The following is a 20260-nucleotide window of genomic DNA, read 5'->3' as shown; positions in this document are numbered from 1 at the left end:
TGACGCCCCGCTGTCAAACGTCCGCCCAACAAAAAAGCCGCCCCCGAAGGAGCGGCTTTCTGCATCATCGTATCCTGATTGACGGATCAGGCCGAGAGATGCGCCTTCACCAGCGCGCTGGCCTTCGCCGGGTCCAGATCCGCACCGAAACGCTCTTTCAGAGCCGCCATGACCTTGCCCATGTCCTTCATGCCCGCTGCTTCGGTCTTCTGCACCGCTTCAGCAATCCCGGCCTTCAGCGCAGACTCATCAAGTTCCGGCGGCAGATAAGACTTGATCGTGGCGATCTCGCCCTCTTCCTTTTCCGCCAGTTCCGGACGGCCACCCTCACGATACATCGTAGCGGATTCCGTGCGGGACTTAATCATGGAGCGCAGGGCGGAAATGATGTCCGTATCCGTCACTTCGCCCGTCTTGGCACGGGCAGCGACATCCAGATCCTTGATCTTGGCCGTGATCCCGCGGATCTGCGCCACCGTCTCGGACTGACCGGCCTTCATGGCCGTCTTGAGGTCATCCATGATCTGCTTGCGAAGCGACATCGCCGTTCTCCTTTATCGGACAGCCTTCATGAAGCCGTCCCTCATTCCGTGAATGGCGGCAAAATCGCACAAAAGCCGGATTGCAACAATCCGGCAGGCCCTGTGGCTCCAAAACAAGCCATTCGGAAAAAACTTCCCACCCCTTCCGATGACGCAGAACAGGCAATGGGAAAAAACTTCCCATTCCGTTTCCGATCCCGTATTCAGAAGCTCCAGAGCCTATCCGGCAGCCAGCAACGGGGCGACCATGGACATCGACAGAATCATTGAAAAAGCCGGAGGCGCGGACGAAATCGCTGCTCTCGCTGGCGTTGGGCTGGAGGCCGTGCGCAAATGGCGCCAGTCCCGCATGGTCCCTACCAAACACTGGCCAGCCCTGCTGCGCGTACCGGGAATCGCCCTTCAGGATCTGACAGCGGATCTCACCGCACCTCAAACCCCACAAGAACAAGAAAGAGAGACGGACGTGTCCAATCCCTGCCCTCCCGGCGCCAACGCCGCCCTTGTCCTTGCAGACGGGACCGTCCTGTGGGGTCGCGGCTTCGGCGCCCACACCGAAGGCGCAGTCGGTGAACTGTGCTTCTCCACTGGTATGACCGGCTATCAGGAAACCCTGACCGATCCGTCCTTCGCCGGACAGATCGTGACCTTCACCTTCCCGCATATCGGCAATGTCGGCACGAACGCCGATGACAACGAGGCCCCGAAAATGGCCGCCCTCGGTGCCGTCGTGAAGGAAGACATCACCGCCCCGGCAAGCTGGCGTTCGCATGAACCCTTTGCTGCATGGCTGAAGCAGCACAACCGTGCGGGCATCAGCGGCGTCGACACCCGCGCCATCACCCGCATCCTGCGCGACAATGGCCCCCAGACTGCCATCCTCGCCTTCCCGGAAAACGGCCGCATCGACACGGACAGCCTGCTGAACCGCGCCCGCCAGTGGCCCGGCCTCGAAGGCATGGACCTTGCCAAAGAGGTGACCCAGCCCAAGCGCGTCTGGACACAGGGCGTGTGGGAAACCACCCGCCCGGCCCGGACCGAAAACCGCCGCCGCGTGGTCGCCATGGATTACGGCGCCAAGGACAACATCCTACGCTGCCTCGTGACCGCCGGATGTGACGTCACCGTTCTGCCCGCTACGGCCACCGCCGAAGAGATTCTGGAACTCAAGCCCGAAGGCGTGTTCCTCTCCAACGGCCCCGGCGATCCGGCCGCAACCGGCACCTATGCCGTCCCCGCGATCCGCACGGTACTGGACGCGAATATCCCCGTCTTCGGCATCTGCCTCGGCCATCAGCTTCTCGCGCAGGCTCTGGGCGGCAAGACCTACAAGCTGGAGCGCGGCCATCGCGGCGCCAACCAGCCGGTCAAGGACGTCGAGACCGGCCGCGTGGAAATCACCAGCCAGAACCATGGCTTCGCCGTGGACGAAAAGTCCCTTCCGGCCGATGTGAAGGTGACGCATGTGAGCCTGTTCGACGGCTCCAACGAAGGCATCGCCTCCACCACGAAAGACGCTTTCTCCGTCCAGTACCATCCCGAGGCGAGCCCCGGCCCGTCTGACAGTTTCTATCTTTTCGAGCGTTTCGTCGCGGTCATGGACCGTCGCGCTAAAGCAGGAGCCTGAGCCATGCCAAAACGGACAGACATTTCGTCCATCCTGATCATCGGCGCCGGCCCGATCGTCATCGGACAGGCCTGCGAATTCGACTATTCCGGCGCACAGGCCTGCAAGGCCCTGCGTGAGGAAGGCTATCGGGTCATCCTGATCAACTCGAACCCTGCCACCATCATGACCGATCCCGGTCTGGCAGATGCAACCTATATCGAGCCGATCACCCCGGAATTCGTCGAGCGCATCATCCTCAAGGAAAAGCCCGATGCCGTCCTGCCGACGATGGGCGGCCAGACTGCCCTGAACGCCGCCATGGCGCTCGACAAGTCCGGATTCCTCAAAAAGCACAATGTGGAGCTGATCGGCGCGGACGCGGAAGTCATCGACCGCGCGGAAGACCGCCAGAAGTTCCGCGAAGCCATGGACGAGATCGGGATCGAAAGCCCCCGCAGCACCATCGCCCATACGCTCGAAGAAGCCCGCGCGGCACTGGCCGATGTCGGCCTGCCCGCCATCATCCGCCCGTCCTTCACCATGGGCGGCGCTGGCGGCGGCATCGCCTATAACCGCGAAGAATTCGACCAGATCGTCGCAGGCGGTCTCGACGCCTCCCCCACGACCGAAGTCCTGATCGAAGAATCCGTCCTCGGCTGGAAAGAATACGAGATGGAAGTGGTCCGCGACACCGCGGATAACTGCATCATCATCTGTTCCATCGAAAACATCGACCCGATGGGCGTCCATACCGGTGACTCCATCACCGTCGCCCCCGCGCTCACGCTGACCGACAAGGAATATCAGCGGATGCGGGACGCCTCGATCGCGTGCCTGCGCAAGATCGGCGTCGAGACCGGCGGTTCCAACGTGCAGTTCGGCGTCAACCCCGCCGATGGCCGTCTGGTCGTTATCGAGATGAACCCGCGCGTGTCGCGTTCCTCCGCGCTTGCCTCAAAGGCCACCGGCTTCCCGATCGCCAAGATCGCCGCCAAGCTGGCTGTGGGCTACACGCTGGACGAACTCAAGAACGACATCACCAAAACGACCCCGGCCTCCTTCGAGCCGACGATCGACTATGTCGTCGCCAAGATCCCCCGCTTCACCTTCGAGAAGTTCCCCGGCTCCCCGGCGCTCCTCTCGACGTCCATGAAGTCGGTCGGTGAAGCCATGTCGGTGGGCCGGTCCTTCGCCGAAGCCATCCAGAAGGGTCTGCGCTCGATGGAAACGGGCCTCACCGGTCTCGATCCGGTCGAAGCTCCCGGCGACGGTTCGCACAACGCCTATCTCGCCGCTCTGGCCGAACCGCGCCCCGAGCGCATCCTGATGGCCGCGCAGGCCCTCCGCGCCGGACTGTCGGTCGAACAGATCAACGCAGCCTGCAAGTTCGAGCCCTGGTTCCTCCGCCAGCTCGAAGACATCGTGGTGTCCGAGCGCGAGATCGAAAAGAACGGCCTGCCCACAGACGCCTACAATCTGCGCCGCCTCAAGGCCCAGGGCTTCTCCGACGTCCAGCTCGCCCGCCTCTCCGGCCAGAGCGTCACGGATGTTGCAGACCTGCGCGAGAAGCTGGCTGTCACGCCTGTCTATCGCCGCATCGACACCTGCGCCGCAGAATTCGCCTCCGACACGCCTTATCTGTACTCGACCTATGAAGGCGGGTTCGGTACGCCGGAATGCGAAAGTCGCCCAACGAACCGCGACAAGATCATCATTCTCGGTGGCGGCCCGAACCGTATCGGTCAGGGCATCGAGTTCGACTATTGCTGCGTCCACGCCGCCTACGCCCTGCGCGAAGCCGGCTTCGAGACGGTCATGGTCAACTGCAACCCCGAGACGGTCTCCACCGACTACGACACCTCGGATCGCCTGTATTTCGAGCCCCTGACCGCCGAGGACGTGATCGCCCTGATCCGCACCGAAGCCAAGGGCGGCAAGGTTCTGGGCTGCATCGTGCAGTATGGCGGCCAAACCCCGCTCAAGCTGTCCCGCGCCCTTGAAGACGCCGGTATCCCGCTGCTCGGCACGCCCGCAGACGCGATCGACCGCGCCGAAGACCGAGAGCGCTTCCAGACCATGCTCCGCAAGCTCGGCCTGCGCCAGCCCCGCAACGGCATCGCCCGCAGCCCGGCGGAAGCCGAAGCCATCGCAGAAGAGGTCGGCTACCCGGTCGTCGCCCGCCCCTCCTACGTCCTTGGCGGCCGTGCGATGGAAATCGTCTATGACAAGCCGGGCCTCAAGCGCTACCTCAACGGGGTCCTGCGCGCCGCAGGCCCCGAAGTCTCGACTGGCCCCGTCCTGCTCGACCACTACCTCAACGATGCCATCGAAGCGGACGTGGACTGCATCTGCGACGGCGAGAACGTCTATGTCGCAGGCGTGATGGAACATATCGAGGAAGCCGGCATCCATTCCGGTGACTCCGCCTGCTCCCTGCCACCCTACACGCTCTCTCCCGCGCTGGTGACGGAACTGCGCTCGCAGACCGAAGCCATGGCCCGCGAACTGGGCATCCGTGGCCTGATGAACGTTCAGTACGCCATCAAGGATCAGGAAGTCTTCGTCCTCGAAGTAAACCCGCGCGCCTCGCGAACCGTACCGTTCGTCGCCAAGGCTACCGGGGTTCCGGTCGCCAAGATCGGCGCACGCGTCATGGCAGGCGCGAAGCTCACCGAGTTCAAGCTCGATGGCGGTGCGGTCTCGCCGCATGTGGCTGTCAAGGAAGCGGTGTTCCCGTTCCACCGCTTCGCCAATGCCGACACGATCCTCGGCCCGGAAATGCGGTCCACGGGTGAAGTCATGGGTCTAGATTCCAGCTTCGAGCGCGCCTTTGCCAAGTCCCAGCTTGCCGCTGGCGTCACACTGCCGCTTGCAGGCACGGTGTTCCTGTCAGTCCGTGACAGCGACAAGGCCCACGTCCAGCCACTGGCCCGCAAACTGGTCGCCATGGGCTTCACGATCCTCGCCACCAGCGGCACGGCGTCCCGTCTGGAAGACGCGGACATTCCCGTAAAGCGCGTGAACAAGGTGATGCAGGGCCGTCCGAACTGCGTGGATTCCATCCGCTCGGGCGACGTACAGATGGTCATCAACACCTCGCAGGGTGGTCAGGCCGCGCAGGACAGCTACGAGATCCGTCGCAGCGCCCTGACCATGGGGATCCCGCACTACACCACGATCGCAGGTGCCCGTGCGGCGACCTACGCGATTGCGGTCCTCAAAGAAGACGATCTGGGTGTTGCCCCGCTTCAGTCCTACTTCAAGGGCACATTCTAACAGGAAGAACCCGGTATCAGCCCCGTCGGAGCGACTTTCGACGGGGCTATTCTTCTTCGGAAAATCCGAGAATATCCCCCGGCTGGCACTCCAGCACACGACACAGCGTTTCAAGCGTTGAAAACCGGACGGCCTTGGCCTTCCCCGTTTTAAGAATGGACAGGTTGGCCAGTGTCAGCCCAACCCGTTCCGACAGTTCCGTCAGGGTCATGCCGCGCTCACGCAATAATGCGTCCAGATTAATGGCAATGGGCATTCAGATGACCTCGTCCAGTTCTTGACTTTCGTCCAGATCACGTCCGATCCCAACCCGGCGCTGAAAAGCGGAAGTGAAATTATTATTGTTTTTCAATAAGAGAATATCTGCTCTGCGCATATAACAGATTTATCGCTTTTCAATAATAAATTTTCCAACTCTTGCAAAAATCGCTAAAAAACCTTATTATTTGGTACTTATGCGCATTTAGTCGCAATGATTTTTCCCAAGGATTGCAGAGTGCAGAAAATCCCCATGACCGCAAAGGGACTGCAGCGTCTCGAAGACGAACTGCGGAATCTCAAGAGCGTTGAACGCCCTGCTGTCATCCGCGCCATCGCAGAAGCCCGCGAACATGGCGATTTGTCCGAAAATGCCGAATACCACTCAGCACGGGACCGCCAGTCCTTCATCGAAGGGCGCGTTCTGGAACTGGAAAGTATCGTCTCCAGTGCTGAAGTCATCGACCCGTCCACGCTGACAGGAACGCGCGTCCGTTTCGGTGCGCATATCGAACTCGTGGACGAAGAAACCGACAAGGAAGCCCTGTACCAGATCGTTGGCGTCCATGAAGCTGACATCAAGCAGGGCCTGATTTCGATTTCCTCGCCGCTCGCCAAGGCACTGATCGGCAAGGATGTCGGTGATACCGTGTCTGTCCCCGCTCCCGGCGGAGACCGGACTTACGAAATCCTCAAGGTCGCATATCGCTGATGTCTGACGTCCTGACGTCCACCACCCCTGTCGTGACCATCGCGGATATCGAGAGCGCCCACGAGCGCATCGCCTCCACGGTGGTCCGCACACCGACGATTTCCTGCCCTGCCCTGTCCAAGCTGACAGGAGCGGAGATTACGCTCAAGCTCGAAAACCTTCAGGCGATCGGCTCCTTCAAGGAGCGCGGAGCGGCCAACAAAATGGCCCTCCTGACGCCGGAAGAACGGGCACGCGGCGTCATTACCGTCTCTGCAGGCAATCACGCACAGGGTGTGGCCCGTCAGGCCAGTCTTCTCGGTATTGATGCCACCATCGTCATGCCGCGCTTCACGCCCGCCACCAAGGTCGCGGCAACGCAGGCCTGGGGCGCGAACGTTGTGCTCGCAGGTGACGACTTCGCACAGGCCAGCGAAACAGCCGCCGAACTTCAGAAGCAGGGCGGGCGCGTTCTCGTTCACCCGTTCAACGATCCTGCCGTCATTGCCGGTCAGGGTACGGCGGCACTTGAACTTCTGCAGGACGCACCGGATATCGACACAGTTGTCGTTCCAGTGGGTGGTGGCGGCCTGATTGGTGGGTTTGCCACCGTCATGGCAGCTTTGCGCCCGGACGTTGAGGTGATCGGCGTACAGGTCGAGGCCTATGCCTCACTGTCCAGCTATCCCAAGGAAGACGGCCCGACACTGGGCGGATCGACCATTGCGGAAGGCATCGCGGTTACAAAACTCGGTGACCACTGCCTGAGCGCGTTTCGTAACCGGATTTCCAAAGTTCTCGTCGTCAGCGAACTTCAGGTCGAAAGCGCCGTCACGACACTGGCTGAAAAAGCCAAGCAGGTCTGCGAAGGCGCAGGCGCCACGGGCCTTGCTGCCGTTCTGGCCTATCCTGAACTGTTCAGGGGCCGCCACGTCGCCCTACCGCTTTCTGGCGGCAACATCAACGCGCGCATTCTCGCCAATACGATCCTTCGCTCCCTGCTCCGGGATGGTCGGATCCTGCGCTTGATCTTCCAGATCCCCGATCGTCCGGGCATGCTGGCGGACATCTCCACCCGTATTGGCAATTACGGCGGCAACATCATTGAAGTCTCCCATCACCGCCTGTTCGCCTCCCCGTCTGTTCAGACCGCCGAACTGCTGGTGATGGTGGAAGCCCGTGATACCGAACATGCCCACCAGATCGAGACCGATCTGGCGCGACATTACATCGTCCGGCGGGACTGATCCTCAGACCCCGTCCACAATCACGACATTGTACGGCCCAGCCTTCCAGCGATGCTCGGCAGCCTTCTGGTAGGCCGGGCTTTCGTACCAGGCACGCGCCGAAGCTGCGTCCGGAAACTCGATAATCACCACACCATCAGGCTCGGTGCCTTCGAGCTTTTCCTGCTTGCCGTAGGCTGCAAGGATTTTGGCCGGAAACCCCTTGAAGGTTTCAGCCACAACTTCCGAATATTTCTTGAATTCAGCCGGATCGGCGAGTTTTTCACGGACAAATAAAGCATAGGCAGGCATGGAACGCTCTCCTCAGGATGAGCCTCCATACCCGACACAAAACGCCTGACATTTCAGCACACAAGAGCGTGTGCCTCTGTTTCAGCGCGTCCCAAACAGACGGTCGCCCGCATCTCCAAGGCCCGGAACGATATAGCCATGCTCATCCAGATGGCTGTCAATCGAACAGGTCACGATCTGCACGTCAGGGTGCAGCTCCGCCATATGGGCAATTCCCTCGGGAACAGCGAGCAGGCAGGCAAAGATCGGGTTTGTCGCCCCGGCAGCCTTCACGCGGGTCAGCGCAGCCGCAGCAGAGTGCCCTGTCGCGAGCATCGGGTCGAGCACGATGCAGGTCCGGCCCGGAACGTCGCTCGGCATGTTGAAATAGTATTCGCTGACCTCAAGCGTCTCATGATCCCGACGCAGCCCGATATGCCCCACACGCGCGGACGGAACCAGATCCAGCATCCCGTCCAAAAGACCGTTTCCTGCCCGCAGGATGGAGACAAAACACAGCTTCTTGCCGTCCAGCTCTTCGCCTTCCATCGGTCCACTCGGTGCTTCGATATGACGCGGAGCCAGCGACAGGTTCCGTGTGGCTTCATAAGCCAGCAACAGGCTGAGTTCGCGCGTCAGACGACGGAAACCTGCCGTGGATGTGTTGTGGTCACGCAGACGGGTCAGCTTGTGGCGCACCAGCGGATGGTCGAGGACAATAGGCGACAGCGCCTTGCTCATGCTTTTTCTCCTTCGGCCCGGCGGAAATCGAGCGCCAGACCGTTCATACAATAGCGAAGTCCCGTAGGCGGCGGCCCATCGGGAAAGACATGCCCCAGATGACCCTTACAGTTCCCACAGTGAACTTCCGTGCGGACCATGCCATAGCGGCTGTCCTGCGTGGTTTCGACACCGTCGGAGAGAGGCTGGAAAAATGACGGCCAGCCACTGCCGCTGTCATATTTGGCCTCCGAGGAGAACAACGGGCGTCCACAGGCCGCACAGGCATAGATTCCCGCGCGTTTCTCGTCATTGAGCGGGCTGGAACCAGGGCGTTCCGTGCCGTGCTCGTGAAGAATACGCCGTTGCTCGGGTGTCAGGCCAACGCCGCAACCACTGCTGGTCTGCCCATTCGGGTCGCAACTCTGGGTCATGCTGGTTCTCCGGAAACTCTGAGGGACGTCTTCTGGGAATGGATCTTTGGGGATGTATGAAAGCGCGGCCGTATTTTGTCACGCATCTTAAACTGTCACGACGCAACCCGGCACGGCGAAACCCGTTAATATCTGCACAACATCAAGACGGAAGGATCCGGTCATGAGTTCCATCGAAGACAAGATCAAAGGCGTTGCCAATCAGGTGACGGGTAAGATCAAGGAAGAAGTCGGCCACGTGACGAACGATGAGAAGCTTGAGGCTGAAGGCATTGCCCAGAACCTCAAGGGCAAAGTCCAGAAGGGCGTCGGGGACGCCAAGGATGCGGTCAAGAGCGGCGTCGACAAACTCTGAGGCCAGCCTCCCGATCACAATGCAGCGCCCGCCTTCACGGCGGGCGTTCGCATTTGCGGGGAATGGTGGCATGATGAACGACAGTTCACTCCTTCCTTCCCTTCAGGAGACTGCCATGTCTGCATCCTCAACGCCCCGCCCCGTCATGCTGGTCATTCTCGACGGCTTCGGCTGGCGCGAGAATGAGTCAGACAACGCAGTCCGCCTCGCCAATACACCGACATTCGACACGCTCTGGGCCACAAGCCCTCATGCGTTTCTGAAAACATCAGGCGAGGATGTCGGCCTTCCTGACGGACAGATGGGCAATTCCGAAGTCGGACATCTGAATATCGGTGCCGGTCGCGTCGTCATGCAGGAATTGCCCCGCATTTCCCGCAGCGCCCGGGATGGCTCCCTGGCTCAGAACCCTGTCCTGCTGGAGCACATCGCAGCGCTGAAAGCCTCGGGCGGAACCTGCCATCTCATGGGTCTGATCTCGCCCGGCGGCGTGCATGCCCATCAGGATCATGTTGTTGCATTGGCCAAAATTGTCAGCGCAGCAGGCGTTCCCGTCGCCGTTCATATCTTCAGCGATGGCCGCGATACGGCGCCGCGCTCCGGTGAACAGTTCATCGGAAAATTCCTCACGGATCTGCCAGCCACCGTAAAAATCGCCACACTCAGCGGCCGCTATTATGCCATGGACCGGGACCGCCGCTGGGAACGTGTTGGGCTGGCCGTCGCGGCCATTCGGGATGCGAAGGGGCCTCACGCCACGGATGCACTCTCCGCGCTTCAGGCCAGTTACGACAGCGATAAGGGTGATGAGTTCGTGCTTCCCACCGTGCTGGGCGACTACGCTGGCATGAAGGACGGAGACGGCATCCTCTCCTGCAACTTCCGCGCAGACCGTATCCGCCAGCTTCTGGACGTTCTGGTCCTTCCGGATTTCGCAGAATATGAGAGCGGACGGAAGATAAAGTTCGCGTCTGTCTGCGGCATGTCCCGCTATTCCGACCATCTGGCCCCTTACATGAGTGTGCTGTTCTCCAAGATGCCGCTCGATGATCTGCTGGGGGATGTGGTAGCCAAAGCGGGCAGAACGCAACTTCGCATGGCGGAGACAGAAAAATATCCGCACGTCACCTACTTCCTCAACGGAGGCCGCGAAGTCCAGTTCGAGGGTGAGGAGCGCATTCTGGTCCCGTCCCCCAAGGTAGCGACCTACGATCTCCAGCCCGAAATGTCCGCACCCGAACTGACGGACAAGGCTGTTGCCGCCATCGAGAGCGGCAAATTCGACATGATCGTCCTGAATTTCGCCAATCCGGACATGGTCGGCCACACAGGCTCCCTGCCCGCCGCCATCAAGGCCTGCGAAACGGTCGACCAGGGGCTGGGCCGCATCAATACCGCCATTGCCGAAGCCGGCGGGGCCCTGCTCGTCACGGCGGATCATGGTAACTGCGAAACCATGCGAGACCCTGTGACGGGCGGCGCTCATACGTCCCACACCCTGAATGTCGTCCCAGTCATTCTAGCCCATGCTCACGGCAAAACCATTCATGACGGTCGTCTGGCGGACCTCGCTCCAACTATGTTGGCCCTCATGAACATCAGGCAGCCTGACGCAATGACGGGTGTCTCCCTGCTTGAAAGCCCCTGATTCACGACACATTCTGCCGCTTGCCCTGCTCCTGTCGTCCCACTGGGCGGTAGCGCACCATGCGGCACACCATCATGCCGCGAAATCAACGCTGACAGCACCCAGCGCGGGGCAGAGAGCCCTCGCCCGCGCACAGGCCGCACGTCGCGCGCTGGAGCAGCAACAGACCGCAGAAGCCGCAACCCTGCGGGCCAAGCAGATCGCGTCGGCGCAGGCCGAAGCAAAAGCCAAGCAGGACACAGCCCGGACGCTCGCCTACACCGCCCAGACTCATACGGCCCAGTCTGCTCTGGACAACACTCAGAGCCGCATCCAAACCCTGCGAAACACTATTGTAGAACTACAAAACAAACGGACGGCCGTTCAGGCAGACATCCGCCAGCAGAATGCCGCCCTGCAACCCCTGCTCCCCATCGCAGCGCGCCTGTCCATAGCGCCTGATGCGGCACTGCTGGCCTCTCCGGAAACAGCGTCTGAAAGCGTAACCGCCCTTTCCATTCTCGGTGGCTTTTCCCAGCTCACCCGGCAGCGCGCCCAGACCCTCCAGTCCCGCGAAGACGAACTCCATGCCATCGGCAGCGATCTGGAGCGGCACCAGAAAGAGCTTTCGGACCTGCTGACGCAGCAGACGCATGAGCGTAACACTGCCGCCGCCCGGACCCGGATTGCAGCGCATCAGGAAGCCGTCGCAGATCAGGGCGCGCAAAAAGCCCGCAAAGCCGTTGCCGATGCCATGCAGGCCGCAGCGGAACTTTCTTCGGAAATCACCAGTCTGGTACGGCAGGAAGCACAGGCCCGCGCCGAGCTTGAAAAAGAAGCCGCAGCTCTCGCCCGCCAGCACGAATTCGAACGTGCCCGTCATGCGCGCTCGCAGGCCCAGTCTCTCTCTTCCGCTGGACAGGGCGTTTCCAGCAGTGGCGGCCACGCCCCGGTTCCGGGCCATGTTGCGATCCGCTGGGGGCAGGCAACAGAAGCCGGACCAGCAACCGGCATCACCTACGCCGCCCTCTCCTCCGCTCCCGTGCAAGCTCCGTGTACAGGCCGAGTCGAATTTGCCGGTCCTTTCCGCTCTTTCGGACAGATGCTGATCCTTGATTGCGGGCGCAACTATCGTTTCGTGCTGTCCGGACTGGGCCAACTGACTGTTTCGGGTGGCCAAAGCATCAGGAAAGCTGCCACACTCGGCCAGATGCCCGCGGCGGAAGGAATGCTTTTTGTCCAGCTGCGCCACGGCGCACAGGTGGTCAGCCCGGCTCCTTTCCTCTGAGCCGGTTTGCCGAGCGCGTCTGACCTTGTAGGATCATATCTTAGTAATTTGGCAACCTGAACCGGCTTAGTCTCTCTACGGAGCACCGTCGGCCAGCAGGTTCCTTCGTGCCCGAGGATGGAGATCACATGAAGTTTCGCAGTGGCCTGTTGCTGGGCACCGCCTTTCTGGCCGGACTGGCTGTCGGACCGGGCGCCCTGCGTCTTGCTGGCTCCGGCGACTTTCCGGGAGCAGCCTTCGCCCGTGAGATTTCTCATGACAACAGCGCGGAAACCGTCCGTCTGCTGACTCTACTGGGAACGGTCATGGACGTGGTGAAGGCGGAATACGTCCACCCCGTGTCCGACAAAGACCTCATCAACAACGCGCTGGATGGCATGGTCGGCAACCTCGACCCCCATTCCTCCTACATGACCGCAGCCCAGTTCCACGACATGCAGACCGAGATTTCGGGTAAGTTCGGCGGTCTGGGTCTTCAGGTGCAGGGTGAATCCGGCCATGTCCGCGTCGTCTCCCCGATCGACGGCACCCCGGCCGCGCGCGCAGGCATCCAGCCGGGCGATTTCATCACGATGGTCGACCACAAGAGCATCGATGACCTGACGCTCGATCAGGCCGTCCGCAAGATGCGTGGCGATCCGGGCACCAAAATCAGCCTGACAGTCGTGCGCCCCAAGACTGGCAAGACCCTGACCTTCGACATGACGCGCGAAATCGTCCATGTCCAGATCGTAAAGTCGGCGCTTTATGGCAGCACGGGCTATATCCGTCTGACCGAATTCGATGACGATCTTGAAGGCGCCATGCATGCCGCGTTCGATAAACTCAAAGCGGAAGCGGCCAAGACCCCCGGCGGCAAGCTGACCGGGATCATCCTCGATCTGCGCTCCAATCCGGGCGGCAAGCTCGATCAGGCCATTGCGGTCGCGGATGACTTCATCAAGGACGGAGAAATCGTCTCCATTCGTGGTCGCCATGCGGAAAACAACCAGCGCTGGGATGCAAAGGGTACGGACATCACTAATGGGCTGCCGATTGTCGTCCTGACGAACGGTGGCTCTGCCTCGGCCAGTGAAATCGTGGCTGGCGCGCTGAAGGACCATCACCGCGCCATCATCCTCGGCGAAAAGACTTTCGGTAAGGGTTCGGTCCAGACCCTGATCCCGATCGGAGATCAGGGCGCAGTCCGCCTGACGACAGCCCGCTACTACACGCCATCCGGGCGCTCCATTCAGGGCCTTGGCATCACCCCCGATATCCCCGTCTCCGAAACAAAGGACGACGATTCTTACGGATATCGTGAAGCGGATCTATCCCATATTCTGACGAATATCGGCGGCAACCGGACAACCGAAACGCCACGCACAGATATTCCGCCGATTGCGAAATCCATTCCCAAAATGCCGGATGCCAACTGGCCCGCATTTGACCCGACAAAGCCCGCGACGGATTTCCAGCTTCAGCAGGCCATCAAGGTCGTCAACGCGATGGCAGGCATTTCAAATCCGGCTCCTGCGACAGCCCCGGCGACCGAAGTGAAGGCTGCCGCTCCTGCCGCCCCCAAACCGTCTGAAGCACATCACTAACTAAGGACATCCCGGATCGTGCAGAACCGTCCCGCCTCCAGCCGTGCAGGGCTCTGGCAACGACTTCCCGTTATCGGACGCCTTCTGATCGCGTTCTGGGCCGTCCTTCTCGCAGGAGGGGCAGGAGCGGCGGCGTTTCTGTTCCATCAACAGAAACCTGTCGTTCTGGCAAAAATTACTCCTCCGGCACAACCAGAAGCTCCGCCTGCACAGAACACTTCCTCAATCGTCTCCACACCGGTGCCGAAAGAGGCGGCACGCCCTGTCAGTTCGCCTGAGACGCCGCATCCTGCAATACAGGTTGCGGCACTGACGGTCATTCCCGCCAAGACTGTTCCGCCTACCCCGGCAGCGCCTTCGACCGCAGTGACACAGCAGACCCTGCCCGCGATGACGCCCCCCACCGCCGTCGGTTCAACAGCCGCTGTCAGACCGTCTTCGCCCGCGGTTCCAGCGGACAAGACCGCCATTGCAATCGTGCTTCAGGGTTTTGGTTATTCCGACGCCCTGACCTACGATGTGCTTTCGCGCATTCCAGCGCCGGTCGCGGTCGGGATTTCGCCTTATGTCAGCAATATCAGTGATATTATTGCGCGTGCACACGCCAGCCATCGGGAAGTCTATGTTACGCTTCCAATGCAAAGCGCCCATCCTGAACGCGTTGATGAAGGGCCTCACGCACTGGGATACGGCAATTCCGCCGCTGATGACCAGCGTGAACTGGAATGGTGCCTTTCACGGGCCACAGGCGCGGAAGGCCTGACGGATGCTTCTGAAAACGGAGACGATCAACCGGGCGGCGGTTACGCGACCTCGCCGGATTTTGCTCCGATTGCCAGTTTAATCAGCGGTAAGGGCCTTCTTTATCTGTCAGGCTCTGCACAGGATGGTCGCCGCACGCGCGGCATGACCGCGACGGCCTGGATTGATGGCGATGCGGATGCTGCCACTCTGGATCATCGCCTTGCCGCCCTGCTGCCTCAGGACGGAAAGCCCACGAAAATTCTGCTGATGGTCGGTCCTGTCACACCCGTCATGATCGACCGTCTTGCAACCTGGCTCAAAGGCCCGGCGGCAGGCAGTTTTGTTTTGGTGCCGCCTTCAAGTTTCGTCGATGGCGGCATCGGAAACGATCAGGCCGCCAATCTACTTTCTTCCAGTCCGCTTGCCCCTTTATGAGCGATTACATGACCCTGCCCTATCGTCCGAATGTCGGAATTGCGCTCTTTAATCGGGAGGGCAAGCTGTTCATCGCCTGCCGGACGGATCTTCCAGGCCGTGTCTGGCAGTGCCCGCAAGGTGGGATCGATGAGGGCGAGACGCCCGAAACAGCCGCCATACGAGAGATGGGCGAAGAAATCGGCACAAGCAACGCCCGCATTATTGCCGAACGTGAGGGGTGGCTGTCCTATGATCTGCCATCTGCCCTGATCGGCAAGGCGCTGGGTGGCCGCTTCCGGGGGCAGACCCAGAAGTGGTTCGTGATGGGATACGAAGGACAGGATTCCGATATTCGGCTGGACCTTCATGAGCCAGCGGAATTCGACTGCTGGGAATGGGTTGAGCCGAACGACGTTCTGGAACGCGATCTGGGCTTCAAGAAAGACCTATATGTCGCATTAATCCCAGAACTGACGGCCCTGTTTCAGGCCGCTGCCAAAGACTGGGTTCGTACCAGCCGTGCATAAAGACCATCTTGCCTGAGCAGTTCCGCATGTGTCCCCGCTTCGGCGACAGCGCCGTGATCCATGACGACGATGAGATCTGCCGCCTGCACCGTGGAGAGCCGATGTGCGACAATCACGGTCGTGCGGCCTGAACGCAGATTGGCCAAGGCCTTCTGAACCCGCGCCTCACTTTCAGAATCCAGAGCACTCGTTGCTTCGTCAAGAAGCAGCACCCGCGGATTGCGCAAAAGGGCACGGGCCAGTGCCACACGCTGACGCTGGCCGCCCGACAGTCGACGTCCACCCGGTCCTACCCGTGTTTCCAGTCCCGCAGGCAGATTATCGAGAAAATCGACTGCCGCCATGGCACATGCTTTTTCGACGTCATCCCGCGATGCAGAAGGACGCCCGATCCAGATATTCTCGATCAAAGACATATCAAACAGGGTCGTATCCTGACTGACATAGGCGATGGCATCGCGAAGGGATGAGAGTGTCAGATCGCGCAGATCCACGCCTTCCAGCCGGATACTCCCTTCACTCACATCATGCAGACGCGGGATCAGGGACAGTGCCGTGGATTTTCCGGCGCCGCTCGGGCCGACAAGCGCCACGGTTTTTCCGGGTTGCACGTCGAAAGTCAGGCCCCGCAATGCGACCCGGCCGTCTTCATAACGATACCCTGCCTGTTCGAAAACCAAGTGTCCCTTGCCTGCTGGAAGGGGTTTCGCCCCCGCCCGCTCCATCACGGCCGGGGGTTCGTCAATCACAGCGAAAACACGCGATAGTCCGGCCAGACCTTCCTGGAGGGCCGTGTTGAGAGAACCCAGCGCGCGAATGGGTCGGGATGCAGTCAAGAGGGCTGCGATAAACGCCGTAAAGTCTCCGAGTGTTGCGCCGCCTTGAGCTGCCCTCCATCCCGCAAACCCCAGCACGGCAGCCACCGCTGCACCACCCAGAACTTCAAGCACTGGATCAACGCGAGCACGACCTTTGGCAATACGCAGAAATGCAGAATGGAGCAGATCAAGAGAATGATCGACCCGCGAGCTTTCCCGGTCTTCCATGCGGTAGATACGGATCTGTCGGGCCAGAGCGAAACTTTCGTTTAGCAGCGCTGAGGTCTCGCCAATCTGCTCCTGCATGCCGCCCGAGGCACGGCGCACTTTTTTGCCCAGCTTTTGGATAGGAACAGCCGCGATCGGATAGAGCACGAGCGCGATCAGGCTCAGTTCCCAATCTGTCACGATCATGGAAATCACCAGTCCCACTACCGTTACGGCGTCTCCGAGCGCGTTGACCACACGGATCATGGCCTCGCGGATCGAAATGGCGTCAGTGGTAAAGCGGGCGGCCCATTTGGCGGGCGCGTCCTTTTCAATCGTCGAGATATCTGCCTGAAGCGAATGCGCGAACATACGGGACTGCAAGCCGCGAATCACCGTCAGAACCAGCCCCTGCACGGCAATCGTCTGTCCATATTGGGACGCGGCCTTAAGTCCGGTCACGATCACAACAAGCGCCGGAATCTGATACAAAATTCGGGAATCATGCGCCGCGAACATATCCACAGCCCGTTTGATGACGGCAGGATAAAGCGCGGTCAGTGCTGCCATCAGAACGGTCAGGACAACAACGGAAATGATCCGTCCGACATGCTGGCGCATTTCCTCGCGCCAGATGCGTTTCATCAGGACGCGGCTGTCCGTATCAAGGGCTGTGGTTTTCGTCATGTCCGGGGGTTTAGCAAACCTTGCGAAAAGGACGAAACCGCCATCTCACGGATGCGCGACAAGATAGGCCAGACACTGCGCACGATCCGGCAGACATCCCTGCATCATCCACCAGTCCCGGCCTTTTTTCAGCCACTGCCCCATGCCCGGCCCGGGCAGAACGCCGTGAGCAAGAGCGTCTTTGCCGGATAACGGAAAATGCGGCTGTGAAAGCGCCTGCAATCTAGAACGAAAACCGTCCCATGTGCTGTCAGGCTTACCCACAAGACGGGCCTGATGCAGCCAACTCCGTTCCAGACTCTGGTCCAGATCCTGTTCCGCGCGCAGTCGACGCAGGTCATCGTCAGACATGTGCGGAGACAGGATCGGATTGTCTGAAGCCCAGACGTCAATTCTCGCGGCATCCGCGTTGGAAAGTTTCAGTCGTCCGGGCAACTCCCGGCTGCTTTCATGGCAAAGGGCGAATAACCTGAGCAGAGGATTTTCCGGAGCACCGCAATTTAGCAAACGATTCAAAGCAGCCGGGTCCGGATCAGGCAGGATAACCTGCAAGAGTCCAACCGCCTCCATCGCCGCGATTGTTTTCGCGAGGCGCGGACCCGAAAGAATTCTGAAGAGTTCGGACGCGACCCGTTCGGCAGAAAGCGTCCCAATCAGTTTCAGCTGTTTCGAAACGGCTTTACGGGCTGCACGATCAGGATTGCCGTTTCCATAACGCGCCTCAAACCGGAAGAAACGCAGCGCTCTCAGGGCGTCTTCTGCAATCCGGCGCGATGCGTCCCCTACGAAGCGGACCTGACGGCTTTTCAGATCCCCCTGTCCTCCGAAATAGTCATGGAGACGATCATGACGATCCAGCGACATGGCGTTGATCGTAAAATCGCGCCGTGCTGCGTCTTCCGTCCAGTCCTGCGTCCAGACTACGACCGCGTGACGTCCATCCGTTTCTTCATCCCGGCGCAGGGTCGTGATCTCATATGGAACCCCATCCAGCAACGCTGTTACCGTTCCATGGGACAGGCCAGTCGGGATCACCCGGACTCCCGCGTTTTCCAGCCGCTGCTGCACCGCTTCGGGAGGCTCCGGAGTCGCAAGATCCAGATCATGGACAGGAACACCTGCGAGCAGATCACGGACAGACCCGCCGACAAGACGGGCTTCAGGCAGGACACTCCAGATCCGGTCCAGACCTTTCCGATCCGGCAGACGCTCCAACAGGCCGGTGCGATGTGTCATGCAGGCCGCGAAAGCGGGAAAAAGCAATCCTGACTCCAGACACCGAGACAGGGCTTTCCTTTTACATGACCGGGAACGGCGAGAGCCGCGAGTTCATAATGAACCGCGCGCGTCACCCGTGCCTGAATTGGAAAGGCGCCTTCGCCGTCCCGCACATGGATGTAAGGCACACCGGCACATTCTTCCGAAGGTCGATCCCAGTCACACGACAGGGAGTGTTCGGGGCCAATGCAGATCAATTCGTCCATATTGGTGCGGAAACAGAGATTTTGCTGGCGACCGCAGGTTCCACGAAAATCCAGTTCGACCGCTACGAACGGGACGTCCTCGACCTGAATGATCCCCTGCTCCATCGGCGTTTTCAGCCAGTAGATGCCTTCGGGGTCGCGGGTCAGCATGGACGAGAACATGCATAGCATGGCTTTGCGCTTCACTGCCGAGCCCCGATAAAGCCATGTCCCGTCGCGCTGGATCAGAAAGGGCAGCTTTCGAGGGCCCGTGGACGAGCAGTCGGGAAAGGAAGACGGTGGCACCAGCGGATCTGGAGCCGCGAAGACGTCAGGCCGGGCCGCCTGCCGGAACTGATGATCGCTCAATTTTCCCTCCAACTGCATAAAAACTCTCTTCTCACACCAACTTGGGTGCAATCGAGCCTTGATGAAACCCCCACACCTGTCAGACTGGCGTTATGAGCGAGCAGCAATATTCTTCCGGCGTCTCCGCCGGCACCCTGCGGGGCGAGGCGGACGTGGCTGAAGCCGATCGTCTGGCTCCGGTTCTCCATCATGTCCGTCAGGCCATCGGCAGCATTGTTCTGGGCCAAGACAGCGTCATCGAACAGGTTCTTGTCACGATCCTGTCGGGTGGTCACGCACTTCTGATGGGCGCGCCCGGTCTGGGCAAGACCCTGCTGGTCAACACGGCCTCACAGGTTCTGGGTCTGGACGCCACGCGTATCCAGTTCACGCCCGACCTGATGCCGTCGGACATCACCGGGGCGGAAATTCTCGATCAGGATACTGACGGACGACGCGCCTTCCGCTTCCTGCCCGGCCCGATCTTTGGCCAGCTTGTGCTTGCCGACGAAATCAACCGCGCCAGCCCCCGCACCCAGTCCGCCCTGTTGCAGGCCATGGCGGAACGTCGGGTCACGCAGGGGGGCAAGGATTATGCCCTGCCGCGCCCCTTCCATGTCCTCGCGACCCAGAATCCGATCGAGCAGGAAGGCACCTACCCCTTGCCTGAAGCCCAGCTCGACCGGTTCATGCTTCAGATCAGCCTCGGTTTTCCGAACCGGGACGCGGAACGGCAGATGCTGCTTCAGACGACAGGCGCCACGACGCCGACGGTCTCCGCCCTGATGAATGCCGAAAGTCTGCTCGCGGCCCAGAACCTCGTCCGGCGTCTGCCGGTCGGCGATCAGATCGTGGATGCAATCCTGAGCCTGACGCGTTCGCTGCGTCCGGAAGATCCGTCCGCATCGCCGGAAGTCCGGGACGCCGTGTCCTTCGGCCCCGGCCCTCGCGCAGCTCAGGCACTGATGATCGCGACCCGCGCCCGCGCGCTGCTTGATGGCCGTCTGGCGCCGAGCCTTGATGACGTCGTGGCCCTTGCAAGCCCGGTCCTGTCCCATCGTATCGGGCTGGGCTTTGGCGCCCGCGCGGCCGGGACGGACAGTGAGGCCCTGATTCGCAAACAGGCTCAGGCTCTCCTCTGATCGC

Annotated in this window: 19 protein-coding genes; 11 read left to right on the top strand and 8 right to left on the bottom strand. The window is 60.7% G+C overall.

What is annotated here, in order from left to right:
- Window positions 1–86: 86 nt before the first annotated feature.
- A complete protein-coding gene (locus ABDK74_RS12690; protein WP_346004055.1) occupies window positions 87–542 on the bottom strand; it encodes a GatB/YqeY domain-containing protein in 456 nt (151 codons plus the stop codon).
- Window positions 543–789: 247 nt separating this feature from the next.
- On the opposite strand from ABDK74_RS12690, the gene carA reads away from it, so the two are divergent.
- Both carA and carB read left to right on the top strand, forming a co-directional pair.
- Window positions 790–2169 carry a glutamine-hydrolyzing carbamoyl-phosphate synthase small subunit gene (gene carA / locus ABDK74_RS12685; protein ID WP_346004054.1) on the top strand — a complete coding sequence of 460 codons (1380 nt, stop codon included), beginning with the start codon at window positions 790–792 and terminating at the stop codon, window positions 2167–2169.
- Window positions 2170–2172: 3 nt separating this feature from the next.
- Window positions 2173–5427 (top strand): carbamoyl-phosphate synthase large subunit, encoded by a 3255-nt coding sequence (carB, locus tag ABDK74_RS12680; protein ID WP_346004053.1) that lies wholly within the window; start codon window positions 2173–2175, stop codon window positions 5425–5427.
- A gap of 46 nt (window positions 5428–5473) precedes the next feature.
- Here carB and ABDK74_RS12675 read toward each other — a convergent pair whose 3' ends face one another.
- Window positions 5474–5683: a helix-turn-helix transcriptional regulator gene (locus ABDK74_RS12675; protein ID WP_194254903.1), complete on the bottom strand. Its 210-nt coding sequence runs from the start codon at window positions 5681–5683 to the stop codon at window positions 5474–5476.
- Window positions 5684–5923: 240 nt separating this feature from the next.
- Here ABDK74_RS12675 and greA point away from each other — a divergent pair, with 240 nt between their 5' ends.
- Together greA and ABDK74_RS12665 are read left to right on the top strand one after the other, a co-directional pair.
- Window positions 5924–6397, top strand: coding sequence for a transcription elongation factor GreA (gene greA / locus ABDK74_RS12670; RefSeq protein ID WP_194254905.1), 474 nt, complete (start codon window positions 5924–5926; stop codon window positions 6395–6397).
- Window positions 6397–7623, top strand: a complete 1227-nt coding sequence (locus tag ABDK74_RS12665; protein WP_346004052.1) for a threonine ammonia-lyase — start codon at window positions 6397–6399, stop codon at window positions 7621–7623. The genes greA and ABDK74_RS12665 overlap by 1 nt, the downstream gene beginning before the upstream one ends.
- Before the next feature lie 3 nt (window positions 7624–7626).
- Here the strand turns inward: ABDK74_RS12665 and ABDK74_RS12660 are convergent, their stop codons facing one another.
- From ABDK74_RS12660 to msrB, 3 genes are all read right to left on the bottom strand, one after another.
- Complete coding sequence (locus ABDK74_RS12660; protein ID WP_211586986.1) at window positions 7627–7914, bottom strand: DUF1330 domain-containing protein; 288 nt, start codon at window positions 7912–7914, stop codon at window positions 7627–7629.
- Window positions 7915–7995: 81 nt separating this feature from the next.
- Window positions 7996–8634, bottom strand: a complete 639-nt coding sequence (gene upp / locus ABDK74_RS12655; RefSeq protein WP_346004051.1) for a uracil phosphoribosyltransferase — start codon at window positions 8632–8634, stop codon at window positions 7996–7998.
- A complete protein-coding gene (gene msrB / locus ABDK74_RS12650; RefSeq protein ID WP_346004050.1) occupies window positions 8631–9047 on the bottom strand; it encodes a peptide-methionine (R)-S-oxide reductase MsrB in 417 nt (138 codons plus the stop codon). The genes upp and msrB overlap by 4 nt, the downstream gene beginning before the upstream one ends.
- 163 nt (window positions 9048–9210) lie before the next feature.
- Between msrB and ABDK74_RS12645 the strand changes: the two genes are divergently transcribed.
- From ABDK74_RS12645 to ABDK74_RS12620, 6 genes are all read left to right on the top strand, one after another.
- Window positions 9211–9402: a CsbD family protein gene (locus tag ABDK74_RS12645; RefSeq protein ID WP_194254911.1), complete on the top strand. Its 192-nt coding sequence runs from the start codon at window positions 9211–9213 to the stop codon at window positions 9400–9402.
- A 115-nt stretch (window positions 9403–9517) separates the two neighbouring features.
- Complete coding sequence (gene gpmI / locus ABDK74_RS12640) at window positions 9518–11050, top strand: 2,3-bisphosphoglycerate-independent phosphoglycerate mutase (RefSeq protein WP_346004049.1); 1533 nt, start codon at window positions 9518–9520, stop codon at window positions 11048–11050.
- Window positions 11037–12317, top strand: coding sequence for a peptidoglycan DD-metalloendopeptidase family protein (locus tag ABDK74_RS12635; protein ID WP_346004048.1), 1281 nt, complete (start codon window positions 11037–11039; stop codon window positions 12315–12317). The genes gpmI and ABDK74_RS12635 overlap by 14 nt, the downstream gene beginning before the upstream one ends.
- Window positions 12318–12445: 128 nt before the next feature.
- Window positions 12446–13903 (top strand): S41 family peptidase, encoded by a 1458-nt coding sequence (locus ABDK74_RS12630; RefSeq protein ID WP_346004047.1) that lies wholly within the window; start codon window positions 12446–12448, stop codon window positions 13901–13903.
- Between the two features lie 18 nt (window positions 13904–13921).
- Window positions 13922–15082 (top strand): divergent polysaccharide deacetylase family protein, encoded by a 1161-nt coding sequence (locus ABDK74_RS12625; RefSeq protein ID WP_346004046.1) that lies wholly within the window; start codon window positions 13922–13924, stop codon window positions 15080–15082.
- Window positions 15079–15591 carry an RNA pyrophosphohydrolase gene (locus ABDK74_RS12620; RefSeq protein ID WP_346004045.1) on the top strand — a complete coding sequence of 171 codons (513 nt, stop codon included), beginning with the start codon at window positions 15079–15081 and terminating at the stop codon, window positions 15589–15591. The genes ABDK74_RS12625 and ABDK74_RS12620 overlap by 4 nt, the downstream gene beginning before the upstream one ends.
- Here ABDK74_RS12620 and ABDK74_RS12615 read toward each other — a convergent pair.
- From ABDK74_RS12615 to ABDK74_RS12605, 3 genes are read right to left on the bottom strand one after another with little or no spacing between them, the layout of a single operon-like run.
- Complete coding sequence (locus ABDK74_RS12615) at window positions 15549–17303, bottom strand: ABC transporter ATP-binding protein (RefSeq protein ID WP_346004044.1); 1755 nt, start codon at window positions 17301–17303, stop codon at window positions 15549–15551. The two genes, ABDK74_RS12620 and ABDK74_RS12615, sit on opposite strands and share 43 nt — an antisense overlap.
- A 45-nt stretch (window positions 17304–17348) precedes the next feature.
- Window positions 17349–18539 carry a CCA tRNA nucleotidyltransferase gene (locus ABDK74_RS12610; protein ID WP_346004043.1) on the bottom strand — a complete coding sequence of 397 codons (1191 nt, stop codon included), beginning with the start codon at window positions 18537–18539 and terminating at the stop codon, window positions 17349–17351.
- Window positions 18536–19072 carry a DUF1285 domain-containing protein gene (locus tag ABDK74_RS12605; protein ID WP_408874511.1) on the bottom strand — a complete coding sequence of 179 codons (537 nt, stop codon included), beginning with the start codon at window positions 19070–19072 and terminating at the stop codon, window positions 18536–18538. The genes ABDK74_RS12610 and ABDK74_RS12605 overlap by 4 nt, the downstream gene beginning before the upstream one ends.
- Before the next feature lie 155 nt (window positions 19073–19227).
- Here ABDK74_RS12605 and ABDK74_RS12600 point away from each other — a divergent pair, with 155 nt between their 5' ends.
- Window positions 19228–20256: a MoxR family ATPase gene (locus tag ABDK74_RS12600; RefSeq protein ID WP_346004042.1), complete on the top strand. Its 1029-nt coding sequence runs from the start codon at window positions 19228–19230 to the stop codon at window positions 20254–20256.
- Window positions 20257–20260: the final 4 nt, after the last annotated feature.

The sequence above is a fragment of the Gluconobacter sp. OJB genome (assembly GCF_039638275.1).
In the GTDB taxonomy this organism is placed as follows: Bacteria; Pseudomonadota; Alphaproteobacteria; order Acetobacterales; family Acetobacteraceae; genus Gluconobacter; species Gluconobacter cerevisiae.
The sequence above is the reverse complement of the archived record's forward strand: the minus strand, read 5'-3'. Positions and strand labels throughout refer to the sequence as shown.